20 protein-coding genes and 1 tRNA gene are annotated in these 23,956 nt (G+C 51.6%); 10 read left to right on the top strand and 11 right to left on the bottom strand.

Translation table 11 applies throughout. From position 1 onward, the window contains the following. Position 1: 1 nt before the first annotated feature. Complete coding sequence (gene fldB, locus TERTU_RS11495) at positions 2-535, bottom strand: flavodoxin FldB (protein WP_018015492.1); 534 nt, start codon at positions 533-535, stop codon at positions 2-4. Positions 536-664: 129 nt separating this feature from the next. Here fldB and TERTU_RS11490 point away from each other — a divergent pair, with 129 nt between their 5' ends. The 3 genes from TERTU_RS11490 to tadA are packed head-to-tail and all read left to right on the top strand — an operon-like array spanning position 665 to position 2,273. Then, positions 665-931 (top strand): DUF1653 domain-containing protein, encoded by a 267-nt coding sequence (locus tag TERTU_RS11490; protein ID WP_413470422.1) that lies wholly within the window; start codon positions 665-667, stop codon positions 929-931. After that, positions 928-1,782 (top strand): putative RNA methyltransferase, encoded by an 855-nt coding sequence (locus TERTU_RS11485; RefSeq protein ID WP_015817725.1) that lies wholly within the window; start codon positions 928-930, stop codon positions 1,780-1,782. Before TERTU_RS11490 ends, TERTU_RS11485 begins: the two co-directional genes overlap by 4 nt. Continuing rightward, positions 1,779-2,273 carry a tRNA adenosine(34) deaminase TadA gene (tadA, locus tag TERTU_RS11480; protein WP_015820808.1) on the top strand — a complete coding sequence of 165 codons (495 nt, stop codon included), beginning with the start codon at positions 1,779-1,781 and terminating at the stop codon, positions 2,271-2,273. The genes TERTU_RS11485 and tadA overlap by 4 nt, the downstream gene beginning before the upstream one ends. A gap of 464 nt (positions 2,274-2,737) precedes the next feature. Here the strand turns inward: tadA and mltF are convergent, their stop codons facing one another. After that, positions 2,738-4,216, bottom strand: coding sequence for a membrane-bound lytic murein transglycosylase MltF (gene mltF, locus TERTU_RS11475; protein ID WP_015819432.1), 1,479 nt, complete (start codon positions 4,214-4,216; stop codon positions 2,738-2,740). Between the two features lie 487 nt (positions 4,217-4,703). On the opposite strand from mltF, the gene purL reads away from it, so the two are divergent. After that, positions 4,704-8,603 carry a phosphoribosylformylglycinamidine synthase gene (gene purL, locus TERTU_RS11470; RefSeq protein WP_015820119.1) on the top strand — a complete coding sequence of 1,300 codons (3,900 nt, stop codon included), beginning with the start codon at positions 4,704-4,706 and terminating at the stop codon, positions 8,601-8,603. 77 nt (positions 8,604-8,680) lie between these two features. Here the strand turns inward: purL and TERTU_RS11465 are convergent, their stop codons facing one another. Next, positions 8,681-9,553: a transporter substrate-binding domain-containing protein gene (locus TERTU_RS11465; RefSeq protein WP_015818685.1), complete on the bottom strand. Its 873-nt coding sequence runs from the start codon at positions 9,551-9,553 to the stop codon at positions 8,681-8,683. Between the two features lie 211 nt (positions 9,554-9,764). Here TERTU_RS11465 and TERTU_RS11455 point away from each other — a divergent pair, with 211 nt between their 5' ends. Then, positions 9,765-10,745, top strand: a complete 981-nt coding sequence (locus TERTU_RS11455) for an aldo/keto reductase (protein WP_015817611.1) — start codon at positions 9,765-9,767, stop codon at positions 10,743-10,745. Positions 10,746-10,912: 167 nt separating this feature from the next. On the opposite strand, the gene TERTU_RS11450 is transcribed toward TERTU_RS11455, so the two are convergent. The 6 genes from TERTU_RS11450 to dusA all read right to left on the bottom strand — a co-directional run bounded on the left by TERTU_RS11450 (position 10,913) and on the right by dusA (position 16,795). After that, positions 10,913-11,887, bottom strand: coding sequence for an HDOD domain-containing protein (locus TERTU_RS11450; protein WP_015817257.1), 975 nt, complete (start codon positions 11,885-11,887; stop codon positions 10,913-10,915). 64 nt (positions 11,888-11,951) lie between these two features. Further along, entirely contained in the window at positions 11,952-12,377 is a 426-nt protein-coding gene (locus TERTU_RS11445) for a CBS domain-containing protein (RefSeq protein ID WP_015820614.1), read from the bottom strand. 8 nt (positions 12,378-12,385) lie between these two features. Beyond that, a complete protein-coding gene (locus TERTU_RS11440) occupies positions 12,386-14,077 on the bottom strand; it encodes a DUF342 domain-containing protein (RefSeq protein WP_015820048.1) in 1,692 nt (563 codons plus the stop codon). 56 nt (positions 14,078-14,133) lie between these two features. After that, positions 14,134-14,580 (bottom strand): tellurite resistance TerB family protein, encoded by a 447-nt coding sequence (locus tag TERTU_RS11435; protein ID WP_015819763.1) that lies wholly within the window; start codon positions 14,578-14,580, stop codon positions 14,134-14,136. A gap of 30 nt (positions 14,581-14,610) precedes the next feature. Beyond that, positions 14,611-15,543: a transaldolase gene (tal, locus tag TERTU_RS11430; RefSeq protein WP_015819309.1), complete on the bottom strand. Its 933-nt coding sequence runs from the start codon at positions 15,541-15,543 to the stop codon at positions 14,611-14,613. Between the two features lie 235 nt (positions 15,544-15,778). After that, the gene (dusA, locus tag TERTU_RS11425) at positions 15,779-16,795 is read right to left on the bottom strand and encodes a tRNA dihydrouridine(20/20a) synthase DusA (protein ID WP_012779327.1); all 1,017 of its coding nucleotides are present in this window, start codon (positions 16,793-16,795) and stop codon (positions 15,779-15,781) included. A 402-nt stretch (positions 16,796-17,197) separates the two neighbouring features. Between dusA and TERTU_RS11420 the strand changes: the two genes are divergently transcribed. From TERTU_RS11420 to TERTU_RS11410, 3 genes are all read left to right on the top strand, one after another. Then, entirely contained in the window at positions 17,198-17,665 is a 468-nt protein-coding gene (locus tag TERTU_RS11420; RefSeq protein WP_015818386.1) for a Dps family protein, read from the top strand. An 88-nt stretch (positions 17,666-17,753) separates the two neighbouring features. Further along, complete coding sequence (locus tag TERTU_RS11415; protein WP_015820298.1) at positions 17,754-18,632, top strand: DMT family transporter; 879 nt, start codon at positions 17,754-17,756, stop codon at positions 18,630-18,632. A 13-nt stretch (positions 18,633-18,645) separates the two neighbouring features. Continuing rightward, positions 18,646-19,329, top strand: coding sequence for a MarC family protein (locus tag TERTU_RS11410; protein ID WP_015817018.1), 684 nt, complete (start codon positions 18,646-18,648; stop codon positions 19,327-19,329). A gap of 138 nt (positions 19,330-19,467) precedes the next feature. Here TERTU_RS11410 and TERTU_RS11405 read toward each other — a convergent pair whose 3' ends face one another. After that, positions 19,468-20,046: a nitroreductase family protein gene (locus TERTU_RS11405; protein ID WP_015820046.1), complete on the bottom strand. Its 579-nt coding sequence runs from the start codon at positions 20,044-20,046 to the stop codon at positions 19,468-19,470. A 256-nt stretch (positions 20,047-20,302) separates the two neighbouring features. Here TERTU_RS11405 and gltX point away from each other — a divergent pair, with 256 nt between their 5' ends. Beyond that, positions 20,303-21,805: a glutamate--tRNA ligase gene (gene gltX / locus TERTU_RS11400; RefSeq protein ID WP_015820896.1), complete on the top strand. Its 1,503-nt coding sequence runs from the start codon at positions 20,303-20,305 to the stop codon at positions 21,803-21,805. Between the two features lie 118 nt (positions 21,806-21,923). Here gltX and TERTU_RS11395 read toward each other — a convergent pair whose 3' ends face one another. Continuing rightward, positions 21,924-22,277 (bottom strand): hypothetical protein, encoded by a 354-nt coding sequence (locus tag TERTU_RS11395; protein ID WP_015819473.1) that lies wholly within the window; start codon positions 22,275-22,277, stop codon positions 21,924-21,926. 244 nt (positions 22,278-22,521) lie between these two features. Between TERTU_RS11395 and TERTU_RS11390 the strand changes: the two genes are divergently transcribed. Continuing rightward, positions 22,522-22,597: transfer RNA gene (locus TERTU_RS11390), tRNA-Ala, on the top strand. Positions 22,598-23,956: the final 1,359 nt, after the last annotated feature.

Raw genomic sequence — 23,956 nt, 5'->3', positions numbered from 1 at the left:
ACTAGTCGAGCCCGAATTCGCTGCGGATCTGGCGGCACCAGGTTGCAATACGTTCGGCGGACTTGTCGAATTCAGTTTCTTCGTCCAGCGCTAATCCAACAAACAGCTGTGAATCTTCGAGCAGGGCTTTGCTCTGCTCAAATTCGTAGCCGTCAGCAGGCCAGAATCCAACTATCTTTGCGCCTTGACCATTTAGCTTATGGTAGAGGTATCCCAGAGCATCGAGGAACCATTCAGGATAGCCCACTTGATCGCCCAGGCCGTAGAGCGCGATTGTTTTGCCGGAAAAATCGAGATCGTCCATTTCATCCCAGATTTCCTCCCAGTCTTCTTGCAGCTCACCGTAATCCCAGGTGGGGATGCCAAAAATCAGGTAGTCGTAGTAAAGCCCGTTGGCGATGGGCTCGTCGGCAACATTAAAAACATCCACCAGGTCCTCACCAAGTTCTGCGCGAATTTTTTCGCCCGCCATTTCGGTGTAGCAGGTGGAGCTGCCATAAAACAGGCCAATGGGTGCTCGTTCGGGATTGTTCATTGATGATACTCGGAAAATCTCACAGTGCTAAACAGGCCGCTATCGCAACAGTGCTGTGTGCGGATGACCTTCTACATGGGGCTGCGTATACTACCAGAGGTTATTCACAGTTTGCAGAGAGACCAAAACGTGACAACAGAAATTATTCCCGGCCGCTACCGCCATTTTCGTGGCAATGAATATCAAGTGCTCGATACCGCACGCCACTCGGAAACCGAGGAGGTTATGGTGGTTTACCGTTGTCTATACGGTGACCACAGTTTGTGGGTTCGACCGTTATCGCTGTTTGCCAGTCTGGTTGAGGTGGAGATTGAGGGTCAGCTTAAATCTGTACCGCGGTTTGCGTTAGTTGAACCCGTGGACGACCGTTTGGCCGATAGCGGAGGGCTGGTGTGAGTTGGTGTTGTCCGAAGTGCATGGAACCGTTAATTCAGCAGGATAAAATCTTTCGGTGCGCCCAAAATCATCAGTACGATCAAGCGCGGCAAGGCTATTTAAATCTTCTGCTTGCGAACCAGAAAAACAGCCGTAACCCTGGTGATAGTGACACCATGATTGATGCGCGCAAAGCCTTTTTGCGTGCTGGTTTTTATGCGCCATTAGTTGAAGCATTGCAGCAAGCAGTGTGCGCAAATGTAAATAAAAGCGCAGGTTGTCAGCTTTTGGATTTAGGCTGCGGTGAAGGCTATTATCTCGAAAAAATTGTCGCCTCACTCGGTGGTTCCGCCACTGCTTACGGCGTCGATATTTCCAAGCCTGCTGTGCGCAGAGCAGCAGTAGCGGGCAGACAGTTGCAAGCAAAATGTGAAGGGCTAGCGCTGTTTTACGCGGTCGCCAGTACGTATGCCATTCCTCTGGAAGACAATTGCATTGATATTGCGCTCAATGTTTTTGCGCCTTTCGATGGACAAGAAGTATTGCGGGTGTTGCGCCGCGGCGGCTTGTTGGTGAGAGTCAGTCCTGCAGAGCGGCATTTGTTTCAGCTAAAGGAAAAACTCTACGCAGAGGTGCGCCAACACGAAAAGCCGGCGGCACTGAACGGTTTTTCGATACGCACTGAGCAGCGTTTACAGTTTTTAATCAAGTTACCTAACGCGGCAGCAATTGAAAGTTTGTTGGCAATGACGCCGCTTGCCTGGAATGGCGACCCCGAGGCGAGGGTAGCTCTGGTTGGGTATGAGGAGCTCAGTGTTGAGGCGGATTTTTATATTCAAGTACTTGAGCCCGAGGAAATGTGTCAGCAATGAGCTTAAACGACGAGCACTGGATGACAGAGGCACTGGTTCTAGCCCGGGAGGCTGCCGCACAGGGCGAAGTGCCTGTGGGTGCGGTACTGGTTCAAGACGGCGCTATTATTGGCCGAGGTTCTAACAACCCTATTGGCAGTTGCGATGCATCGGGTCATGCAGAGATCTGTGCGCTGAGAGATGCGGGTCAGCGGCAAAAAAATTATCGTCTGCCGAATGCAACTTTATATGTGACCATTGAACCTTGCACTATGTGCTTGGGCGCTATTGTGCATGCCAGAATCGCTCGAGTTGTATTTGGCGCGCCTGAACCAAAAGCTGGTGTGCTGGAAAGTAATCCTGAGCTTTTGTCCGCTAAATATTTTAATCATGAATTTGCATGGTCTGGCGGTGTTTGTGCGCAGGAGTGCAGCGAATTAATTCAGCAGTTTTTCAAATTTCGTCGAGAATCGAAAAAGCGATTGCGAAATCAGGCGGATGGTCTTGAGTGAAGTTAACTGGGAAAATTTAATTGCCCAGTTAACAAAATTGGTTGTTGATGAAACGGGTCGGTTCACTTGTGTGCGTGTTGCGCTTAAACCTTTTTAATAAAGGTTCCCAAACACTAAGAAGGTTTTGTATTTTTGTTGCGCGGCTGTAATGTTGGTCGTTTGGTAAATGCCGGTCGCAAGGCTGTCGATGCGTGATGATGAATAGATGCGGCGCTCACTATTAACTTGGCAATAAAAATTGCGAAGTTAATCGGCGGGGCAGGGAGGCACCGCCATTGCCCTGCGGGCAATGTAAACCGTTGAAATATTGACAGTTCATACATTTTTGCCAGTATTTCAAGGGGGCGCGATTAAATAGCGCGATTAAATAGATAGGATCATATATTTAATCGCCAGGTTAACAGTTTAGGGTGCTGGCAAAAAATTGATTGGTTGTCTTGCTAAGCAACAAATACCTAACTGGTTTAAAGGCTGGAGGGGGTCGCTTCACCGGCGAGTGATCTAACGGCTTCGGTTACAACCGGGCTGAAATGCTTGAATTGTGGCGTTTCTGTCTCGAGGCTGGCAATTTGCTCTTGTGCGATCTTGCCTTTGCCGTTCCACGCGATGATTGTGTGGAAATTGCGAATATTGCGGACATACTTCACCGCTTCCCAGCCGCGGGCGTAACCGTGCTTGGTATTCTTGTAGTATTTTCGTTTGGCGAGTAACGGCAGGCGTTCGCGCACGTCGGCCCATTTGTCCGGGTTGCCACCCTGGCGGGCGGTTAAAACGCGTGCATCTTCGAGATGCCCCATTCCTATATTGTAGGCGGCCATTGCAAGCCAGGTTCGGTCCGGGTCGGCGATTCGATCGGGAATTCGATCGTAAATGGATTTAAAATATTTGGCTCCACCAAAAATACTTTGTTTCGCGTCGAGCCTGTTTTTAATGCCCACATACTTTGCTGTATCCAGCGTGAGCATCATAAAACCTCGCACCCCGGTAGGTGATTTTGCTTTCGGATTCCAGTGCGATTCCTGGTAACTCTGCGCGGCTAGCAGTTCCCAATCCAGCCCGTTCTCCAAAGCCGCTTCTTTCAGCATTGCGTCCCATTTAGGCAGGCGGGTCTGGATACGGCTGGCGAACAAAATGGCACCGCTGTAGTCGATTTCACCTAAATGTCCGTAATAATTTTCGAGCGCATCAGCGATTACGCCGTTTTGCTTAATACCTTTGAAAAACTTCTGTGCCTCGCGATAGAGGCTGTCGTCACTTGACTGCGGGAACGCCCAGGCCACATCCTGGGGTTCGCTGATATCGAATGCCACCTGCGCTTCCGGGAACAGATTCGAGTTAATCGTGAAAGCGTTAGAGTCGACGATGGTGTAATCGATGCTTCCATCGTGCACCATCTCAATAAGATCGAGCATCTCAACTTCGTGGCTCTCGTGCCATGTGAGGTCGGGGTAGGTCTTCTGTAATTCACGGAGCTTCTCGGCGTGAGAACTATTGCCGATAACCAATATGTTTTTATTTTGTAAATCGGCAACAGAGGTGGGTCGAGTTTCGCTTTGGCGATACACCACCTGTTGGGTGATCTGCATATAAGGGTCGGAAAAACGGACTTTCTGCTTACGGGTGTCGGTAATTGCAAGCCCGGCAGCAGCGAATTGGCCTTTGTCTGTGCCGACAGAATCGAGCATAACGCCCAGGTTCTCTGTTTCGCGAATTTCCAGCTCCACGCCGAGGTACTTGGCGAACTGATCAGCGATCTGATACTCAAACCCCGTCAGCCCTTCAGGCCCTTCATAATAGGTCGTGGGCCCGTTGCGGGATATTACCACCAGTTTTCCGGACGCCTGTACGGATTCCAATGTTGTTGGAATGCGGCTACTCACCAGGCCCGCACAAACCGCGCCTATGGTGGCGAGTTTGGTGAGGCTGCCAATGGCACTTAGCATCAGTGACCACGGTGAATGAGTATTTAGATATAGCATCGGAAAACAGTAGCTCCTTGGGTGGTGTTAGCCGGGCCGCTTGCCTGGGCGTTCATAACTGAATGTGTTTAATATCCCATTTTTAGACAAGTGTCCGTGAAATAAGCCCGGATCGTTCAAAAGTTCGCCATCCTACACGTTTCCCCTGTGAGCTGCTAGCTTGCTTTCCCACATACGTTGCGGTAGGGCTTACGGATCATTTTAGGCCAGGGGTGGTCCGCTGTGGGCTCCTGGGGGCAAATTCAATAACCGGGCTTGCGTTAATAGCGCGCTCCTGTGCGGTCAAAAATTGTGCAAACCGTGCGTACTCAATGAAACTGTCTAGTATTTAGAGGGGAGGAGATAACCTGTAATTGGCTCCCTAAAGGCGGAGTATTCAAGTACAATGCCGCCATTTTTCAACTCCCTCCGTGATTTTCCACGCAGCAACAAAATGAGGCCCAAGCCGACGATGTTAACCCTCCGTGGCGCTCCTGCCCTTTCTGATTTCCGCCTGAATAAGCTTGTAAACCAGATTCAAATTCCAGATTTGTCTATCACCAGTCTGGAAACCTGTTACGTCCACTTTATCGATCTGCATGAATCGCTCGATGACGAAGAGCTCCGCGTGCTGCAAAAGCTGCTCCAGTACGGTCCAGGAAGCGAAATGCGAGGCGATTTGCTGGCTGGATCTGCGGAGACCGTCGTCGCAGTCGACGACAAGCATCAGTTACTGGTTGTGCCGCGGGCCGGCACCATATCACCCTGGTCTTCAAAAGCAACCGATATCGCCAAGAATGCGGGGCTCGCGAAGGTAAAACGCATTGAGCGGGGCGTGTTGTACGAATTTAGTCGCAACATAACGGCAGACGCTGTCATTCCTTTTGTTTACGACCGGATGGTTGAGCAGGTCTTGTTGGACCTCGCTGATGTTGAAATGTTATTTCGCAAGGATTCGCCGCGCCCCATGGTGCAAGTGGATGTGCTTGGCGAAGGGCGTGCAGCACTTGAGCGCGCCAACGTCACCCTGGGCTTGGCGCTGGCGGAAGATGAGATCGATTACCTGACCGAAGCGTTCACCGAACTCAAACGCAACCCTACCGATGTCGAACTGATGATGTTCGCGCAGGCGAACTCCGAGCATTGCCGCCACAAAATCTTTAACGCAAGTTGGACAATTGATGGCGAGGAGCAATCGCTATCGCTGTTTAAAATGATTAAAAACACCTATGAAAAAGGTGGCGAAGGTGTGCTGTCTGCCTACGCGGATAACGCGTCAGTGGTTGTCGGCCCGGTGGCTGGGCGTTTTTATCCCGACCCGGAAACTCGCGAATATCGCTATAACCAAGAAGCGATTCACTTGTTAATGAAAGTGGAGACCCACAATCACCCAACGGCAATTGCGCCTTTCCCGGGTGCGGGTACCGGCTCCGGTGGTGAAATCCGTGACGAAGGTGCGGTCGGTAAAGGGTCAAAACCAAAAGTGGGTTTAACGGGTTTCACCGTATCCAACTTGCAGATTCCCGGTTACAACCAGCCGTGGGAACAAGATTACGGCAAGCCTGCCCGCATTGTTACTGCCCTCGATATTATGCTCGACGCACCTTTGGGTGGGGCCGCATTTAACAACGAATTCGGCCGACCCAATATCTGCGGCTATTTCCGTACGTTTGAAGATGACTTTGATGGCGAGCGCCGCGGTTATCACAAACCAATCATGCTCGCCGGTGGTTACGGCAACATTAAAGAAGAGCATATTGAGCAGGAAACCTATAACCCCGGCAGTAAACTGATTGTTATTGGTGGGCCAGCAATGCTCATAGGCCTTGGCGGCGGCGCTGCGTCTTCAATGACCTCGGGGACCTCGTCCGAAGACCTGGACTTTGCGTCGGTGCAACGTCAGAACCCGGAAATGGAACGCCGCTGTCAGGAGGTTATCGATCAGTGCTGGCAGCTGGGTAAAGCCAACCCGATTGCGTTTATCCACGATGTCGGCGCGGGCGGTTTGTCCAATGCATTCCCAGAGCTCGCCAAAGACGGCGGTTGCGGAGCGCATTTTGAGTTGCGCCAGGTACCAAATGATGAGCCGGGTATGTCGCCGCTGGAAATCTGGTGTAACGAATCTCAGGAGCGGTATGTACTTGCCGTTGCGCCGGAAGATCTCGCGCGCTTTGAAGCAATCTGTGAGCGTGAACGGTGCCCCTATGCGGTTGTCGGCGAAGCCTTGAGTGAAAAAACACTTATCGTTAACGATACCCACTTTGATGCGCGCCCGGTGGATTTACCGATGACCGTGTTGTTCGGTAAGCCGCCTAAAATGCATCGCACTGGCGATAAGAAAGAGGTGAACAACCCAGCGTTTGATTACAGCGGCATCGACCTTAAAGAGGCGGCCGAGCGCGTTATCCAGCATCCGAGCGTAGCGAGCAAACAATTCCTGATTACCATTGGCGATCGCTCGGTAACGGGCCAAGTGGTGCGCGACCAAATGGTCGGCCCCTGGCAGGTACCGGTTGCCGATTGTGCGGTGACTACGGTTTCTTACGATAGTTACGCGGGCGAGGCCATGAGCATGGGCGAGCGCACGCCTACCGCTCTGCTCGATGGACCAGCATCCGGCCGTATGGCGATCGCCGAATCTATTACTAACATTGCGGCAACGCGTATTGGAAAAATCAGCGATATTCGCCTGTCGGCCAACTGGATGTGTGCAGCGGGTCACCCTGGTGAAGACGAAAAATTATTCCGCACGGTTGAAACTGTCGGCATGGATTTTTGCCCCGCGTTGGGAATTACCATTCCCGTAGGTAAAGACTCCATGTCCATGCGCACGGCCTGGCAGGATGGTGATGTGCCGAAAGCGGTAACCGCGCCTTTATCGTTGATTATTTCTGCATTTACCCCGGTGTTGGATGTACGCAAAACGGTGACCCCACAGTTGCGTGTAGAAGAAGGCAACCGGCTGCTGCTGGTTGATCTTGGCAACGGTAAAAACCGTCTCGGCGCCTCGATTTTTGCGCAGGTTTACAATGAAATCGGTGATGCTCCAGCGGATGCTGACAGCGCTGCACAATTGAAAGATTTCTTCGATGCGATGCAATTGTGTCTGGAGGACAATTTAATTCTTGCCTATCACGACCGATCTGACGGTGGTGTATTCGCAACGCTGGCAGAAATGGCGTTTGCCGGTCGCTGTGGTTTCGACGTTGACTTGTCAGCCGCAGGGGCAGATGCGCATCAGGCGCTGTTTAGCGAGGAGCTTGGCGCAGTCCTGCAGGTTAGGGCAGAGCACCTGGCCAAAGTGAAAGCGATTTTTGCGGATGCGGGCCTTGCCGATATCCTGCTGGAAATTGGCAGTGCGCAGGCAGATCAGGCGTTGACTTACCGCTCTGGCGAGACGGTGTACGCCGAAACTCGTGTAAAACTGCAGGAATTGTGGAGTAAAACCAGTTACGAAATTCAACGTTTACGGGATAACCCAAAGTGTGCGGACGAAGAGTTTGCGCGTATCTCTCAGGACGATCCGGGGTTGCAAGTCCAACTCTCTTACAATCCGGCCGAAGACATCGCGGCACCCTATATTGCGTCTGGGGTAAAACCCAAGGTGGCGATTTTGCGTGAGCAGGGTGTTAATGGTCATGTGGAAATGGCGGCGGCATTTGACCAGGCTGGTTTCACCAGCGTTGATGTGCACATGTCCGATATTCTTGCCGGCCGGGCGAATCTGGAAGACTTCAAAGGCCTCGTTGCCTGCGGTGGTTTCTCCTATGGGGATGTGTTGGGTGCGGGCGAAGGTTGGGCCAAGACCGTGTTATTTAATGCGTTGGCCCGCGATCAATTCACCGCCTTCTTCCACCGTGACGACACCTTCAGCCTGGGTGTTTGTAACGGCTGCCAGATGCTGTCCAACCTCAAGTCGCTGGTACCGGGTGCGGAGCACTGGCCACATTTTGTGCGCAATATTTCCGAGCAATTCGAAGCGCGCTTTTCTATGGTACGCGTTGAGGAATCGCCTTCGGTATTGCTGAAAGGCATGGCTGGTTCCTATTTGCCGGTCGCGATTGCGCATGGAGAAGGTCGAGCCGAGTTTGCCGATGACGCGGCACAAGCCACTTGCGAAGCCGAAAGTGGTGTGGCGATGCGTTTTCTGGATAACAACCTGAAAATTGCGAAAACCTATCCGGCCAACCCCAATGGCTCCCCCGCAGGTATTACCGGTGTGAGCTCACTCGATGGCCGTGCCACCCTGATGATGCCGCATCCGGAGCGTGTTGCACGGGCCGTTTGCAATTCCTGGAAGCCGGAAGATTGGCAAACGCCAGAAAGTGGCTGGATGCGTATATTCCGCAATGCAAGGGTGTTTGTGGGCTAAGCGAGCCCGCGATATATGGGATCTGCCACACCTAAAGCCAGACTAATTCTGGTTACTGGTGTGGCTGACGCCTGAGGCTAGAGGTCATTTAGGTCGAGCCAATAGTCTTTCCGCTCGAGCGGAGTTTCTTTGCTTAGCAGCGGGTTGGAAATGCGGAACGCGAGGCGTTCTTTCAGGCCGGAGCGAGTGAGAGCGTCGTTAACCATTTTGGAGTTGTAAAAGTAGTTATCGAAGCTGCCATCGGCAAGCGCTGCATCCAGTGCTGCGTGAAGGTCGTTGGCCAGCTCGGTATTGTTTTTATCGACAAACAAATAGAACGGCAGGGTGTAGATCAGCACTATTTTACGCTCTACGCTCAAACCGAGAGAATTGTGTTTTGCCAGCTCTACCCAGGGCTCGAGCACGCCGCGAGGGAAGGCATCAAAACGGCCGCCTTCGGTCATGTGAAACAAATTTTCGTACTTACTGGTAGTGATAACTGTAAAGCCATTCGAGCGCAAAATTTCCACGTCTGGCCAACCTGCACCCTGGCCAAATCGTAGCTCTTTTAAATCGTTGATGGTGCGAATGTCGGAAAAGCGGGACTGATTATTTTGATTGATAATAAACACCCGGTGGCCCAATAAGCCTTTCAGCAGCGGAAAGCGAATGGGGCGCAGTGTTTCCTCTGCCGTTTTGTCAGTGGCGAGCCACATCAGGTCCATTTCGCCAGTCTGCAGATATTCCACCGCGCGAGCCTGAGTAATGTCACTGGTGCCGACTTCCAGTTGATAGCGTTTCGGCATGTGTTGCAATGCAACACGAATGGCCCCTACGGCGTAGGCGTCCAGTGGGTGGTTGGTTTGGTTAACACGCAGGGGCTCTGCGTTGAGTGCCGGGGTGAGTAGGGCGCAAGTGAGTAAAAGCCCGAGGCGCTGTGTTAGAGCGTGGAAATGGGTTTGCATAGACATTGTTTGGTCTCTGGCTCCTCATAACAAAAAAGCATATTAGCTGCTGGGAATTTTCCGTAGATTTGTTAAAGTCCCAGCACCTTGAACACGGGCTTCAATTGTTCGCGTGGCGTTTAAACAAATTGTTTAGTTTGAGTATAGAACAAACAATTCTTTCTCAAGCCGCGTGCGAAGCCGATTTTTTCATCGAACAACAGGTTAGGTAATCGATATGAAACAACGCATTTTGGGTAGTTCGAAACTCGAAGTCAGTGAAGTAGGGTTGGGATGTTGGCAGTTGGGCGGCGATTTTGGCCCAGTGACCGAAGCGCGTGCGCAAGAAATTATCGAAACCGCGCTCGCTGAGGGTGTTACCTTTTTCGATACAGCGGACGTTTATGGGGCGGGTCAGAGCGAAAGCTATCTCGGTAAGGCGCTCGCCAACGCGGGAAGTGACATTAAAATTGCGACTAAATATGGTCGTGGCCCAGGTACCTATCCGGATGGTTATTCTCTGGTGGATTTGCGCGATTCGGTTAAGCGAGCGCAAGACCGGTTAGGCCGGGATTGTCTGGATCTGCTGCAATTGCACTGCATTCCGACTGAAGTCATGCGCCGTGGAGAAATATTCGATTTTCTGCGCGAGGTGCAGCAGGAAGGCCACATTGCGCATTTTGGTTCCAGTGTCGAAACGATTGAGGAAGCATTGATTTGCTGCGAACAGGATGATTTGGCGTCTCTGCAAATTATTTTTAACCTGTTCCGTCAGCAGCCGTTGAAAAAATTATTCGATACAGCGAAAGCGCGCGATGTCGGTATTATTGTGCGCTTACCGCTTGCCAGCGGTTTGTTGAGCGGTAAATTCTCTGCAAATACCCAATTTGACGAGACCGATCACCGCAACTACAACAAAGATGGCGACGCGTTTAGCGTAGGTGAGACCTTCTCTGGTATCGAATTTAGTCGCGGTCTTGAGCTGGTTAATACCCTCGAGGGCTTCAAGCCAGAGAGCCTGACTTTCGCACAGTTTGCTATGCGTTGGATTCTGGATCACGATGCGGTAACCACCATTATTCCTGGCGCAAGTTCCAAGGCTCAAGTGGAAAGTAATGTTTCAGTCAGCGATTTGGCTGAATTGCCTGCAGATCTGCACGAAAAACTCTTCGCGTTTTACGAAGCCGAAGTAGAGCAGCACATTCGCTGCCCGCTGTAAAGGCACCTGACCCCGGTGCGCCAGTGCCGGGGCTTATGACTCCCATTGCTCTCCCCATTTTTCTCTCCATTTTTTTACCGCGTCGTTCCTATGTTTTCCTGTTTTACATTATTCTGCGGTTGAATTGTTTCGCGTTTACATCCAATGGTGTGGGTTGCGCCTGCCTCTTACACTTCCCGGGAAAGTTCGTCCAACTCGGTAAACATATTCGTTGGTATGTGAAGCTCCGCGAGAAGCGTCTGCGCAAGTACAGCATCTTTCGGGCGAATCGCAACATAGGCTTCGCATGCCAGGTTGGCTTCGAACAGTATCGCACCGTATGGGCTTATTTTGTCTCCGGGGCTTACCGATACCTGTTCGGCAATGGCTTTACACAACTCCGCTGGCAGCTCCCAGTCGCGCGCTATCCAGTAGCTGGTGGCGGGCGCGAGCAATTGCATAATGGGCACGAAAGCATTGCTTTCGGGAATAACGTTCTCGCTGTTCAGCTTAAATTGTTTGCTGAGCTCGCTGAACAGTGTGATTTTGCCAATATCGTGTACCAGACCGACTAAATACGCTTTAAACGGTTCCAGCCCACGTTCTTGTGCGGTGCTGGCGCAGGTGACAGCACACTCCATTGCATGGAACCACAAGCGTTGCCCGGTTTGCATAGAGTAGGCGGCATCCCGCTGAATAATGGGTTGCATTACCGCTGCCGAGAGTACCAGTCGAATACCGTTGATACCGAGCTTTACCACGGCGCGGTCGATATCGTGAATACGCTTGCCAATCGGATTGAAATAGACGCTGTTAGCGAGTTTTAGCACCGCAGCACTCATCGCAGGGTCTTTATTAATTATCTCTACATACTCTTTGGCTGAACTTTTCGGGTTGCGAAGGCTACGCAGCAACCTGGGAATAACAGCGGGAAGGCGCGGAACAACTTTGTCGCGAAATTCCCGTTTGGGCAGGCTGTTTTTTAAGTGCTCGATCACCAGCTTTTGCGGCACACTCAGGGGCATTTCGGTGCTGCGTGGAAACAGGTAGCCGTAAAATGCCTGCTGGATGTCTGCGGGGGGCAAACTTTGCGGGCTATTTACCTCGAGCAACGCGCCTTTGCGGTCATTGAACACTGCGCGAATTTTTGAAAATACTGACATAACAACTCAATGAATGCGGGCGCGCATTAAACGGCGTTGGCTGCTGTTGCTGAAGGCTGCCGAGTCAGCAATCCAGTGTGTTGTCGATGCCATAAACGTGGTATTGCAGAATATCTTTCCAACTGAGTATGCCGACAATTCTGTTACTCTCGTCCACCACCGGAAGGCAGGAAATATGGTTCTCCAATAACAGTATTGAAGCGCAGTCGATCAAGGTGTCCGGGTCGATGGTGATGATGCTGTCCGACATAATATCCCGCACCGTCAGTTCCAGCAGATTGCGATCGCATGCTCTTTCCTGCTCGGTTCCTGCGAACGGGCTCAGGTGTGCCAGTACATCCCGGTCAGAAACAATACCGACGAGCAAATCGTCTTGCTCCACGAGCAGGTGGTGGTAATGTACCTCAGCAAAAATATTGCGAAGTTCTGCGAGCGTCTCTTCGGGCGAAACCGTGTGCACGGTTTTGCTCATAATGTCGCTGACATTCATAGGTGTTCCTAATTCTTTAATGGACCACAGATAATGCTGCCGTTTTCCTGACCTACTTGTACGCGTTGCTGGGTTTTTTCGCTGGTCCAGGTCAAATTGTTAATTTTGACAGTAACGTTGGGATAGAGCTTCGCGGTTACGCGAACAGTCAGGTTGTCCGTAAGTTTAGCGTGCGGCTTGAGTTTCTCTATTTGCTCGCTCAACTCTTCAATTTTATTGGCCAGTAGCAAAAGCGTCTGCTCGATCTTGCGGGCTTTATCCAGTGTGGTCTGGCCGATGCTGGTCGGCTTACCTGTGCAACGTATTTTGTCGAGGATCTGCTGCAGCTGGGTTTGCTCCCCGGTGCGTTTCTCCAGTTGCTGTGTTAGTGCTGTGAGCAGGCGGTTCGCGTCGGTGTCGCATCCGAGTTGTACCAATGTCGGAACGTAGGCTTCGCTGCCGAGTACTTTGGCGTTAACACCAACGTTCGCCAGGCAGTGTCCACCGATTATGCAGCCCCGGCCACGACTGGTGCCTGCATTGATCGACCCTTCGGCAGTTACGTCACACTGCATTAAGTATTCAAGAACGTGCACATCACTGCGGCTGGCAATTCGCACGTGTTGAAAGAATTTTGCAGTGATATCGCCTTCCGCCTGAAGTACACAATTATGGTCCTCTGAGAGATCATCGCCGGTCACTCCGCCACGAATATCTATATTGCCGCCTGACTGCACTCGCGCCCGAAAGACCGCGCCTTTAACCAGAACATCGCCAGAAACCCGCACGTGGTAGCCGGCCTCAATGTTCTTGTGCACAACCAGTGAGCCGTCGTAGTCGATATTTCCGGTGTGGATGTCCACCGCCTTCACGCTCATTACCGGTTCCACTCGTGCGCCCTGGCGAGTAAACACCGGGTGGCCGTCGATCGCCGCCAGTAACAGGTTTTCGTCGGCAGGGGCTACTTCTACCCCTTTGAAGGGCTTTGCAAATCGAATATCTGTTCCGGCTTTGGGTTTAACCACTTTGCCGGTGACGTCCATGCCCGGGGTGCCGGGTGTTGCCGGGATTTTGCGCATAATGGCGACCCCGGCTTTTACTGAGTGAAACTCATAAACTTCATGCTGATCAATGGCTTCTTCCGCGTCCGCATCATGCTCTACGGCGATTTGCGTGTTTACTAAAGGCTCCAGCTTCGCGTTGGTGCCGTTTATTGGCGGAATGGCGTTAGCGATAATCAGATCTGCGGCACCTGCGGCGGAACAGAGTGCATCGATTTTTTCGGCGTTGAGTGTCTCCTCTGCCACATGCGCTCGCCGGAGTTCGGCGGCAATCATCTCGCGGGTAAGTGGCGATCCGCCCCAGGCGGGCTCCATTTGTGCGCGCGCCGTAAGTTTGTCGTGGGCCACGGTGATCTTCAGCTTCGCATCACGTTTTTCGCCCAGCACATATTTGCCCTGGTCCGCTTGCTGTAGCTTGCGTAAAAACTGCTGCAAGCTGTTGGTGGGAAAGAAAAACGTGTCGTAGCCCAATTCGCGCAAGTGCGTTTTTAGACCGTGCAGGGTAGGAGGGGTTAACAGCTGTGGCGAACCGATTACGTCATCATCTGGGGTTTGAACAGAGTGGGGGTTTACAATACCAAACAGGCGTCCGCTGCGTTCATCCAGTTGGAACGCGTAGCGTGGGTCGACGGGGGTCAAGTCCTTTATTTCAGTGGTCACCAGAGGGCTTTCTCAGAAAGTGTTTACTCTCTAAGGTATAGCACATTGGCGCGGATTTAGTCGGGGCGAACCTCGAGTTTGGCTCTAATAAACTGGCTATGGCTCACGTAAATAAGCTCAGCGACCTTGCGAATGATGTATTCCTCGTATTTGTCGAGCGAGCCATCGGCGTAGGCGATAGACCACATCCCGCGAATAAGCAGGTACTTTTCTTCGTCAGTACAGAATTCATTAACCAGTTGGGTAAACTGGTAGGTGGACGTAGCGTCGGCCTGCTGTGACTCGGCGAGCGTAATAAGCTTTTCGCATTGCTCGTTGGACAGGTTGAAACTCTGGGTGAGCACACGTTTTAAAGTGTTTAACTCTGATCTATCGAGTTTTTGGTCGACAATGGCGACTTCGAGTAGAAGAGCAGCGCACGCAAGATTGCGCCGCTGCTCGTTGGTTTCGTGTGGGGAGCTTTGCAGCTCACTGCGGAAAAAGTCCTTGATGGCACTTAACATTCTAAAGCTCCCCGAAACAGACTTCTTAGATTACGCTTTCGACTTCAGGAAGTTTTCCAGGTTGACCTGGTCAGCAACAAAGCCGCGAATGCCCTGAGACAGTTTCTCTGTTGCCATAGCGTCTTCGTTGTTGGAGAAACGGAAGGCCGCTTCATCTTCGATCAGCTTGGCAATCGCTTCGCCGCTGTTTTCTGGTGTAAGAACACGCTTCAGCTCGCCAGTGTCTGCTTCCAGTTCGCCCAGCAGTTGCGGGCTGATGGTCAAACGGTCACAACCGGCTAGTGCTTCAAGTTCACCGGTGTTGCGGAAGCTCGCGCCCATAACCACGGTGTTGTAGCCGTGTTGCTTGTAGTAGTTGTAAATGCGGGTTACTGAAACCACACCTGGATCTTCCATTGGTGCGTATTCTTTTTGGTCGGTATTGGCTTTGTACCAATCCAGAATACGGCCCACGAAAGGAGAGATCAGGAATGCACCAGCGTCGGCACAGGCTGCAGCCTGACTGAAGCTGAACAACAGTGTCAGGTTACAGTTGATGCCTTCTTTCTCAAGTACTTCTGCAGCGCGGATGCCTTCCCAGGTGGAAGCCAACTTGATTAAAACGCGCTCTTTGCTGATACCGGCTTCTTCGTACAAGCCAATCAAATGCTTGGCTTTTTCAATGCTCGCATTGGTGTTGAAAGACAGACGGGCATCAACTTCGGTAGAAACGCGGCCGGGAACGATTTTCAAAATCTCACAACCAATAGCGACTGCGATTTTGTCGCAAGCAGCTTCGATTGAATCTGTGCTAGACAGGGCGTCTTGTACCAGTGGCGCATACTGTTCCATCTGAGCTGCTTTGTAGAGCAGTGATGGGTTGGTGGTGGCGTCCAGAGGCTTGTAGCGGGCGATGGCTTCAATGTCACCGGTATCGGCTACAACGTCTGAATATTGCTTCAATTGCTCAAGTTTGTTGGTCATGATTCTCCCCATAACACATGAGATTTGTGAGGCGCACATTATCCGTGTTGCGCGGTAGCGAAACAACCTGAAAATCTGCGATATTTAGTCATTCTGACTATTAGCTTGATTGCTAGTTCAAAAAGCACACGCTGTGGCTGGTGCGGAATGCTGCGCGTGTGCGTTTAATTGCTCAGCATTCCCCGAGATTATAGTTTGGGTGCCATGACAGGCCGATTGCATACCTCGATTCAGATTAAACCTGGTTGAACCTGTCGTTTCGCTCCATGGCGTCGCGCGCATCGAGCAGTACATCGGCACTTGCCCCTGGCTGGTTGGCGCGCTCGGTTATATAACGCCGGAAGGTGCGCGCGCCGTACTCGCCGGCGTATAGTCCGAGAATGTGCCGCGACATATGATGCAATTTTTGTCCTGCGGCAATCTGTTCGCGACAATAGACCACGAACTGTTCAAGTGCTGCATCGCGTGTTACCGGTGGTATGTTGTCTGAACCATAGAGCTCAGCGTCTACACCGGCAAGCAGATAGGGGTTATGGTAGGCCTCGCGACCAATCATCACCCCGTCTAACTGGCTCAGAAGAGCGGAACATTGACTTAGTGTGGTGATGCCACCGTTTATGACGATATCCAGCGCAGTATGTTCCTGTTTCAGCTGCACAACCCGTTCATAATTTAGCGGGGGGATGTCGCGATTCTCTTTCGGGCTCAAGCCCTTTAGCCATGCTTTGCGGGCATGAACAATAAATCGTTTGCAGCCAGCTTCAGAAACCACTTTAACAAAACGTTGCAAATCGTTGTATTCGTCCTGATCGTCAACACCAATTCGGTGTTTAACGGTTACCGGTATATCGCACTCTGCCTGCATCGCACTTACGCACTGTGCCACCAGTTCCGGCTCCGTCATTAAAACTGCGCCGATCTTGCCCTCTTGTACGCGGTCGCTTGGGCAGCCGCAGTTCAGGTTGACTTCGTCGTAACCCCACTGCTGGGCCATAGCAGCGCAACGTGCCAGCTCATCCGGGTTGCTGCCGCCTAATTGCAGGGCCAGCGGGTGTTCTTCGCTGTTAAATTTTAGAAAACGCTCGACATCACTGTTATTCAGCAGTGCGCCGGTGGTTACCATTTCAGTGTACAGCAGTGCGTTCTTTGTTAGCAGACGCCAGAAATAGCGGCAATGACGGTCTGACCACTCCATCATGGGGGCGATGGAAAAGCGAAAGCTCGGGTAGTTGTGTGTGGGTGCAATCGTCACAGAATTTTGTAAACAACGGGAAACAGTGGGCCGCGCATTCTCTACTATAGTCGGTAGTGGTAGCAAGTCAGTAGGAGTAAGTCAGTAGGAGTAGTAAGGCGCGTGACTACTTCCGTAGATCGACCGCCTAGAAAGATTTAACCGTCGGGCTGAACGGATTGATGCAATGCGTGTCGATATCACTGTAGCGACCTGATTTGGTGCGTATGGTTGAACGTCCAGCAACCTAGCAGCGGAATTGTCACGCAGTTGCAGGCGCCATTGACCCAGTTCAATGTATTTGAAGTTCAATTGATACAAGCTATTAGCGCACCAATGATAGATTAATTATATAAAAATTCCTGTAGTGGTAGTATTTGCCTATCCCCCGGAGTTTTCCTAATTGTTGAAGGAGTCTTGGTTATGAGTCAGATTGATATTGGTATTTCCACCGAAAACCGCGAACAAATTGCTGAAGGCTTGAAGAAGCTGCTCGCGGATTCTTACACGCTTTACCTTCAGACCCACAACTTCCACTGGAATGTGACTGGCCCGCAGTTCCGCGAGTTACATTTAATGTTTGAAGAGCATTACACCGAGCTTGCGGTAGCTGTTGATGATATCGCTGAGCGCATTCGCACCCTGGACGTTGCCGCACCAGGCACATACAAAACGTTCGCGGAGTTGTCGTCAATCGATGAAGTGGAAGGCGTGCCTACAGCAGGCGATATGGTCGATATTCTGACGCGCGGCCATGAGCAGGTTGTTAAAACTTGCCGTGAAACTCTGGCTGTTGCCCAGGAATCGGCTGACGAATCTACCGCATCTCTGGTTTCAGATCGCATGCGCATACACGAGAAAACCGCCTGGATGCTGCGCGCTACACGTTAATCCTTCAAAGAACCTGCTAATATAGCGGCTTTGAAATTGTAGAACCCGCCGCCAATAGGCGTGGTGATTCGGGAAAGATGTTAACGCGATGATCCCCAGCGACAAAAAATCGCTGGTTTATGCACTCTTGGCAGTACTCTGTTGGTCGACTGTTGCAACAGCTTTCAAGCTGGCGCTCGATCAGCAGAGCCGTTTCCAGTTGTTACTCTCAGCTAATTTGGTCTCGGTTTTTGTGCTGGCCGCAGTTCTCGCTGCCCAACAAAAGCTAATACCCGCGCTTACCCAGTGGCGCTCCTGGCCAACCGCGTGCGCCAGCGCTGCCATTAACCCCGCGATTTACTACTTAATCCTGTTTCAGGCCTATGAACTGCTGCCAGCCCAAGTGGCGCAGCCGATCAACTATACCTGGGCGATAACCCTCAGCCTCGGCGCGCTGGTGGTATTGCGCCAACGTCTGGTGTGGCGGGATCTGCTCGGAATACTCCTGGGCTACGCCGGTGTGGTGGTCATTTCGGTCGCGGGCTGGCAGGCGGGGCTAGATGTTCCGCTCTTCGGCGTCGGCCTCGCGCTATTAAGTACGCTCCTGTGGGCCGGCTATTGGCTGTTGAACGCGCGGGACTCCCGCGAACCAGTACAGGGGCTGCTGCAGAATTTCCTGCTGGCATTACCGCTGACCGGCGCCGCCTGGTGGATTTTTGATGGTCACTGGGTCGCAGAGAGCCGCGCGCTTCTGTCGGCGGCTTATGTCGGCGTGTTTGAAATGGGTATTGCGTTTCTTTTTTGGCTTTTGGCGCTTAAACATGCCAAGCGGGCGAGTTCGGTTGCTGGCTTGATTTTTATATCCCCGTTTTTATCACTATTTTTTATTCATACCGTGTTGGGCGAACCTGTTGGTTGGCTCACCATCGTTGGGCTTGGCCTGCTAGTCTTGGGGCTGTTACTTAAACAATCCACTTCCAAACTTTAAAGATTTTGTTTCAATGGAATATTTTATCGTCGCATTTATGACCTTCTTCGCCACCATCGGGCCGTTGGATGTTGCTGCTGTTTTTGCAGCCCTGACTGCCCGCTACAAGCCGCGCGAGGCGCGCAAAATGGCAGTGAAGGGAATCCTTATTTCTATCAGCATCTTATTGTTATTCGCGCTGTCTGGTGAATGGCTGCTGTCGCAGCTGGGGATTTCGCTCGCTGCTCTGCGCGCTGGTGGTGGTATTTTGTTGTTGCTGATTGGTATCGACATGGTGTTCGCCCGCACATCCGGCGGTACCTCCACCACGGCCGACGAAGAAGAAGAAGCGATTACCCGGGAGGATATTTCCGTATTCCCGCTGGCCACACCGCTTATTGCAGGGCCGGGTTCGATGGGGGCGTCCATACTGTTGATGGCAAATGCAGAGGGGCATCCGTGGCAGCAGGGTGCAGTGCTGTTGGCGCTAGCGGCGATACTGTTGCTTACACTCGTGATGTTGCTGGCTGCGGCGCAGATTCAGCGCATCCTCGGGGTTACCGGTATGCACGTGATTACCCGTGTGTTCGGCGTACTGTTAACAGCGCTGGCGGTGCAGTTTATTTTTGATGGTGTTGTTTCGAGTGGCGTGTTTTCTGGCAAAGCAGCGCCGGAAACAGCAGAAATGGTGATACCTTTACCGCACCAGTCAGGATAAATATTTTTAATATTCCTGGAACTTAATCTGGGGGAGTGGCTCCAAGTTACCGTAAGCAATGTGTTTTACTTCCTTAACTCCCCGAATTTTACTTCTTCGATCGCGGTGCTCCTTGGAGTCACCGCTTTTTTTTGCCCGTTATTCGGCTTCTTTTAAGTAGCGAATGCGGGAATCCAGGTCTGGGCGGGGGCGTTCCGTTGGCGCGTTCTTGGCGGTGCCGATATACATATAACCCGCGATAGACTCGGCTTTGGTGAGCCCCAGCTTCTTGTTGAATTTTTTATCGTAGGCGTACCACTCGGTCAACCACTGGGAAGCAAAGCCCATGGCGGTTGCGGCTAAAAGCATGTTCTGACACACAGCGCCGGCAGTTAGCACCTGTTCCTGCTCAGGTACTTTCTCGTTCACGACCGGCGAGCACACGACCGCGATAACCAATGGCGCTCGCGTAAAGCGGTTGCGCTCAAACTCCAGCAGCTTTGAACTGGCGTCGGGGTTGCGTTTGGCAAACACCTTGGCCAGTTGCTCACCGTAGCTCGCGCGGGCATCACCGCGAAACACGATAAAACGCCAGGGGCCAAGCTTCTTGTGGTCCGGTACGCGGTGCGCGCAACGCAATAGGGTTTCCAGCTGCTCGTCGCTGGGCCCGGGCTCAGTCATTTCGGCGGCAGTTACCGAACGGCGAGTAAGCAGAAGATTAATAAAGTCGTTATTCATAGCTCGATCCGAATACATCCGTGAGGCGAAGATGGGTCGTGGAAGACGAAATCGCATTCTACCAAAAAGGGCACCGAAATTGAGCACTCGTCGACAGCTTGTTAAACGATTGTCTGGCTCACTGCTGAAAGTGCTGTTTATGAGAGGTGTTACGGCTACCCGGATTAATGAACGCGCGTACTTTTTCAGCGATTTACCCTGATTTCGTCTGGGGAGTATAATTGCTCCCCTTTTTTATCAGCCATTAGAGAGTCGTATGACTGTAAGAACCCGAATTGCACCGTCACCCACCGGCGACCCGCACGTAGGTACGGCCTACATTGCACTGTTCAACCTATGTTTTGCGCGCAAGCACAACGGCAAGTTTGTGTTGCGAATTGAAGATACTGACCAGACGCGCTCCACGCCGGAGTCTGAGCAGGCAATTCTGGATTCTTTGCGCTGGCTTGGTTTGGATTGGGATGAAGGCCCCGATGTCGGTGGCGAATTTGGCCCTTACCGCCAGAGTGAGCGCAAGGATATTTACGGGCAGTATGTCGATGAGCTGTTGGCAAAGGGGCTCGCGTTTAAGTGCTACCGAACCACGGAAGAGCTGGAAACGCTGCGTGCAGAACGCAAAGAAGCGGGTATCCATAGTGCACTCAAACCATCGGATTTGCGACTGAGCGAAGAAGAGCAACACGCGCGCGAAGCACAGGGTATGCCCTATGTTGTGCGTATGGTTGTTCCAGAAGAAGCGGGCACCTGCGCCGTGAACGATATGCTGCGCGGCACCATGGACCTGGACTGGAGCCTAGTTGACGCTCAGATATTGCTAAAGTCCGACGGTATGCCCACCTATCACCTGGCCAACGTGGTGGACGATCACCTGATGGGCATTACCCACGTTATTCGCGGCGAAGAGTGGATTAACTCCGCCCCCAAGCATCAGCTTTTATATGAATACTTTGGCTGGGATATGCCCGTGCTTTGCCACTTGCCGCTATTGCGCAACCCGGATAAAACCAAGCTGAGCAAGCGTAAAAACCCAACCAGTATTTTGTATTACAAGCGCATGGGCTTTTTAGCTGAAGCTCTGTTGAATTACCTGGGCCGTATGGGCTGGTCCATGCCTGATGAACGCGAAAAGTTCAGCCTGAACGATATGCTGGAGCAATTCGATATCTCCCGTGTTTCCCTCGGCGGGCCAATTTTCGATGTGGCTAAGCTCAAATGGCTCAACGGCCTGTGGATTCGCGAAGATCACGACGACGCCCAACTGGCAGAGCGCCTGACTCAATGGCTGCTGAATGAAGAAAATCTGCTGGCGGTTATTCCGCACGTTAAACAACGTATGGAAACCCTGAGCGATTTTGCACCGCTGGTGAGCTTTTTAGCGAGTGGCCAGTTGCCGTTGAGTGAGGACAGTTTCAGCCCCAACAAGCTCGATCTGGAGACTCAGAAAAAGGTACTTCAGTTTGCGTTGTGGCGAATGGAAGCACTGCGCGCCTGGGAGCGAGACACCATCTTCGTCGCGCTTAAATCCCTCGCGGATGGCCTGAGTATAAAAATGAAGGATTTCCTCGCGCCGGTGTTTATCGCCGTTTCTGGCTCTACAGCGAGCTTCTCGGTCATGGATGCGATGGTACTTCTTGGGCCGGATATGAGCCGCGCGCGTTTGCGTGAGGCCGTGGAGGTGCTTGGGGGTGCGGGTAAAAAAGTGCTGAAGCGCTACGAGAAGGAATATGCGGAGTTGAGTGCCGAACCTAAAGTAGAGTAGGGGCGGGCGCCAATTTAGGGCTTTGCACACAAGTACAAAGCCCTATTTAAAACGAGGAGGCTATCCCTGGCCTGCCTGGATTCCAGCCGACTCATCCCTCGGCTGTATCCCGTGCTTTTCAGGCGACTTTCGCGCCGCGATACACCTTTTTCTGCCTGGCTAAACGCTCCTGAACCGCCTTTTCAAACGTGCTGATGTCACCGACGCCTGGAATAGGCTGCATCGCCCACAAATCCAGATTAATCTCCAACAACGCACGCTTCTGCTCTTTGTTCAGTTGCTCGCGGAACAGCTCAAGTTGCTGACGAACCTTCGGCTGGCGGCTGGCCATCGCAAACTTGATCAGCCGCAGCTTTTCGCGCAACCCCTGAAATACGCGAAAACGCTTGTGATCGTGTAATTCAACAACCATCGCCAAGCGAACCAATGCGTTTTCTGCGCGCTCTGTAAATACAATATGTTCAATCAGCATACAAATCTCCCAACATCCCTGTGTGCGTGTAAAGTCGTTCAAATAGTGGTGCGCCGTGCAAGGCGCCAGACCACCTCGATTGAGAGAAAGTATGCTAAAACCACATCCAGCCCTCCACGCCAAAGTAGCGGGCTAAAAAGTGAATATTCCTGTTGACACAATATAAAACCTTGATAGAATGCGCAGCCTTGTCGCCAAGCACACAACCCACAGGGTGTGATTGCTGAAAAAAGCGAAGTATTACGGGGCCTTAGCTCAGCTGGGAGAGCGCAACACTGGCAGTGTTGAGGTCAGCGGTTCGATCCCGCTAGGCTCCACCAAAACGAAAAGCCCGCTTATGTAGCGGGCTTTTTTGTGTCTGAAATTTAACGACAAACAGCTCAGTACGCCCGATTGTCATCACCTGAGAGCTTGCGAGCCGCTCAGCAGGGAGAGCGCAACACTGGCGGTGTTGACACGGCAGGGCGTTCCGGGCAGCGTCGATCCCGCTAGGCTCCACCAAAACGAAAAGCCTGCTTATGTAGCGGGCTTTATGTGCCTGCAACTTAAGTCCAAATAAAAGCTAGTTTTTGGGCTAAAAGCGTGTAAATGACGAATAGTTGGCTGAGCGCTTCTCAGCGGACCAAAACCAAAAGCGCAGTTTTAACGTTTGACAAATATCGCAAACTGCTCTTAGACTCGGACAAATTGTGAGGTAAAGGATGCTACCGGGTGAACGTCACATACGAACAAGGGGGCAGGCAAACTCTTTTGGCAGGTATGCTAGCCGGTACCTCTTTAGCGCAACAGATTCACCATCAAAAGCCCGAGTGCAACACTTGGGTAATAGTTAAATCCCCACCTCTTACTCAAATTTCCCCACTATACCAACAAACCTCGAAAGCAATCAAATCCATCGCTGTTAGCGCTGCATCCGTCGCAAACGGGCTTTGCTTTCGTGTGTGCCAATTGTTGCTGGTTTTTGTAAACCTATAAGCTGGAAATTTTCCGCGTTAAATCAGTTAGGCGGAAAACTTCCACCCTATAAGAGTTGGGAGCGCTTGCCTAAAATATGCAAGCCAATATTGGCGTGCTATAGGGAAGAAAATCGAGATATATATAAAAAGGGAAAGTGGGAATTTTCTTTTTAAGAATAATGTTAGACAGGAAGTAGAGCATCCGCTTTCCGTAAGTATAATTTACACGCTTTAAAAAGGAGATAGCTATGCCATTTGATGGAGTGCCTGAATCAAATTCAAGTTCGCAACGCGGCAAATTTACGACTGAAAGAAGAAGGTTTTTTAATCAATGCGGCCTTACGAATTACTGCGGATTATTACGATTCCGAGATTCTAGATATCAAGAAAGGACTGTTCCCATCTTCTATGACGATTGCTTAGAAGGTAAGCCCCAGACTTACAGTCTCCTCAAGAATTTACGAAGAGAGATGAGAATTTCGATTAATGCCAACGTCCCCGCAAATCTGCGGCCCTCCCCACATAATTTTCCGCTGAGTAGCGCCAGTTTCATGTCGAGGTCCATTCATCAAAACGAAAACGGCTATTTACCTTAAAAGGACGATGTCGACTCCAACGAATGTTCTGTCAGTGCTCCTGCTATCAGTCATGCCGCTCGATTATATGGCCAGCTACCCAACAATCAGTTGCGTAGAGGTGTACGTACGAAAGGTCAATTTCTAG

It is taken from the genome of Teredinibacter turnerae T7901, assembly GCF_000023025.1.
In the GTDB taxonomy this organism is placed as follows: domain Bacteria; phylum Pseudomonadota; class Gammaproteobacteria; order Pseudomonadales; family Cellvibrionaceae; genus Teredinibacter; species Teredinibacter turnerae_B.
This window is presented reverse-complemented; position numbering and strand designations above follow the sequence as displayed.

Coding starts and splice junctions, on each gene's coding strand:
- purL (WP_015820119.1), top strand. CDS start 4,704: ATGTTAACCCTCCGTGGCGCTCCTGCCCTTTCTGATTTCCGCCTGAAT.
- tal (WP_015819309.1), bottom strand. CDS start 15,543: ATGACCAACAAACTTGAGCAATTGAAGCAATATTCAGACGTTGTAGCC.
- TERTU_RS11410 (WP_015817018.1), top strand. CDS start 18,646: ATGGAATATTTTATCGTCGCATTTATGACCTTCTTCGCCACCATCGGG.
- TERTU_RS11450 (WP_015817257.1), bottom strand. CDS start 11,887: ATGTCAGTATTTTCAAAAATTCGCGCAGTGTTCAATGACCGCAAAGGC.
- fldB (WP_018015492.1), bottom strand. CDS start 535: ATGAACAATCCCGAACGAGCACCCATTGGCCTGTTTTATGGCAGCTCC.
- TERTU_RS11420 (WP_015818386.1), top strand. CDS start 17,198: ATGAGTCAGATTGATATTGGTATTTCCACCGAAAACCGCGAACAAATT.
- tadA (WP_015820808.1), top strand. CDS start 1,779: ATGAGCTTAAACGACGAGCACTGGATGACAGAGGCACTGGTTCTAGCC.
- TERTU_RS11445 (WP_015820614.1), bottom strand. CDS start 12,377: ATGAATGTCAGCGACATTATGAGCAAAACCGTGCACACGGTTTCGCCC.
- TERTU_RS11415 (WP_015820298.1), top strand. CDS start 17,754: ATGATCCCCAGCGACAAAAAATCGCTGGTTTATGCACTCTTGGCAGTA.
- TERTU_RS11465 (WP_015818685.1), bottom strand. CDS start 9,553: ATGTCTATGCAAACCCATTTCCACGCTCTAACACAGCGCCTCGGGCTT.
- TERTU_RS11395 (WP_015819473.1), bottom strand. CDS start 22,277: ATGCTGATTGAACATATTGTATTTACAGAGCGCGCAGAAAACGCATTG.
- TERTU_RS11435 (WP_015819763.1), bottom strand. CDS start 14,580: ATGTTAAGTGCCATCAAGGACTTTTTCCGCAGTGAGCTGCAAAGCTCC.
- mltF (WP_015819432.1), bottom strand. CDS start 4,216: ATGCTAAGTGCCATTGGCAGCCTCACCAAACTCGCCACCATAGGCGCG.
- TERTU_RS11405 (WP_015820046.1), bottom strand. CDS start 20,046: ATGAATAACGACTTTATTAATCTTCTGCTTACTCGCCGTTCGGTAACT.
- TERTU_RS11455 (WP_015817611.1), top strand. CDS start 9,765: ATGAAACAACGCATTTTGGGTAGTTCGAAACTCGAAGTCAGTGAAGTA.
- gltX (WP_015820896.1), top strand. CDS start 20,303: ATGACTGTAAGAACCCGAATTGCACCGTCACCCACCGGCGACCCGCAC.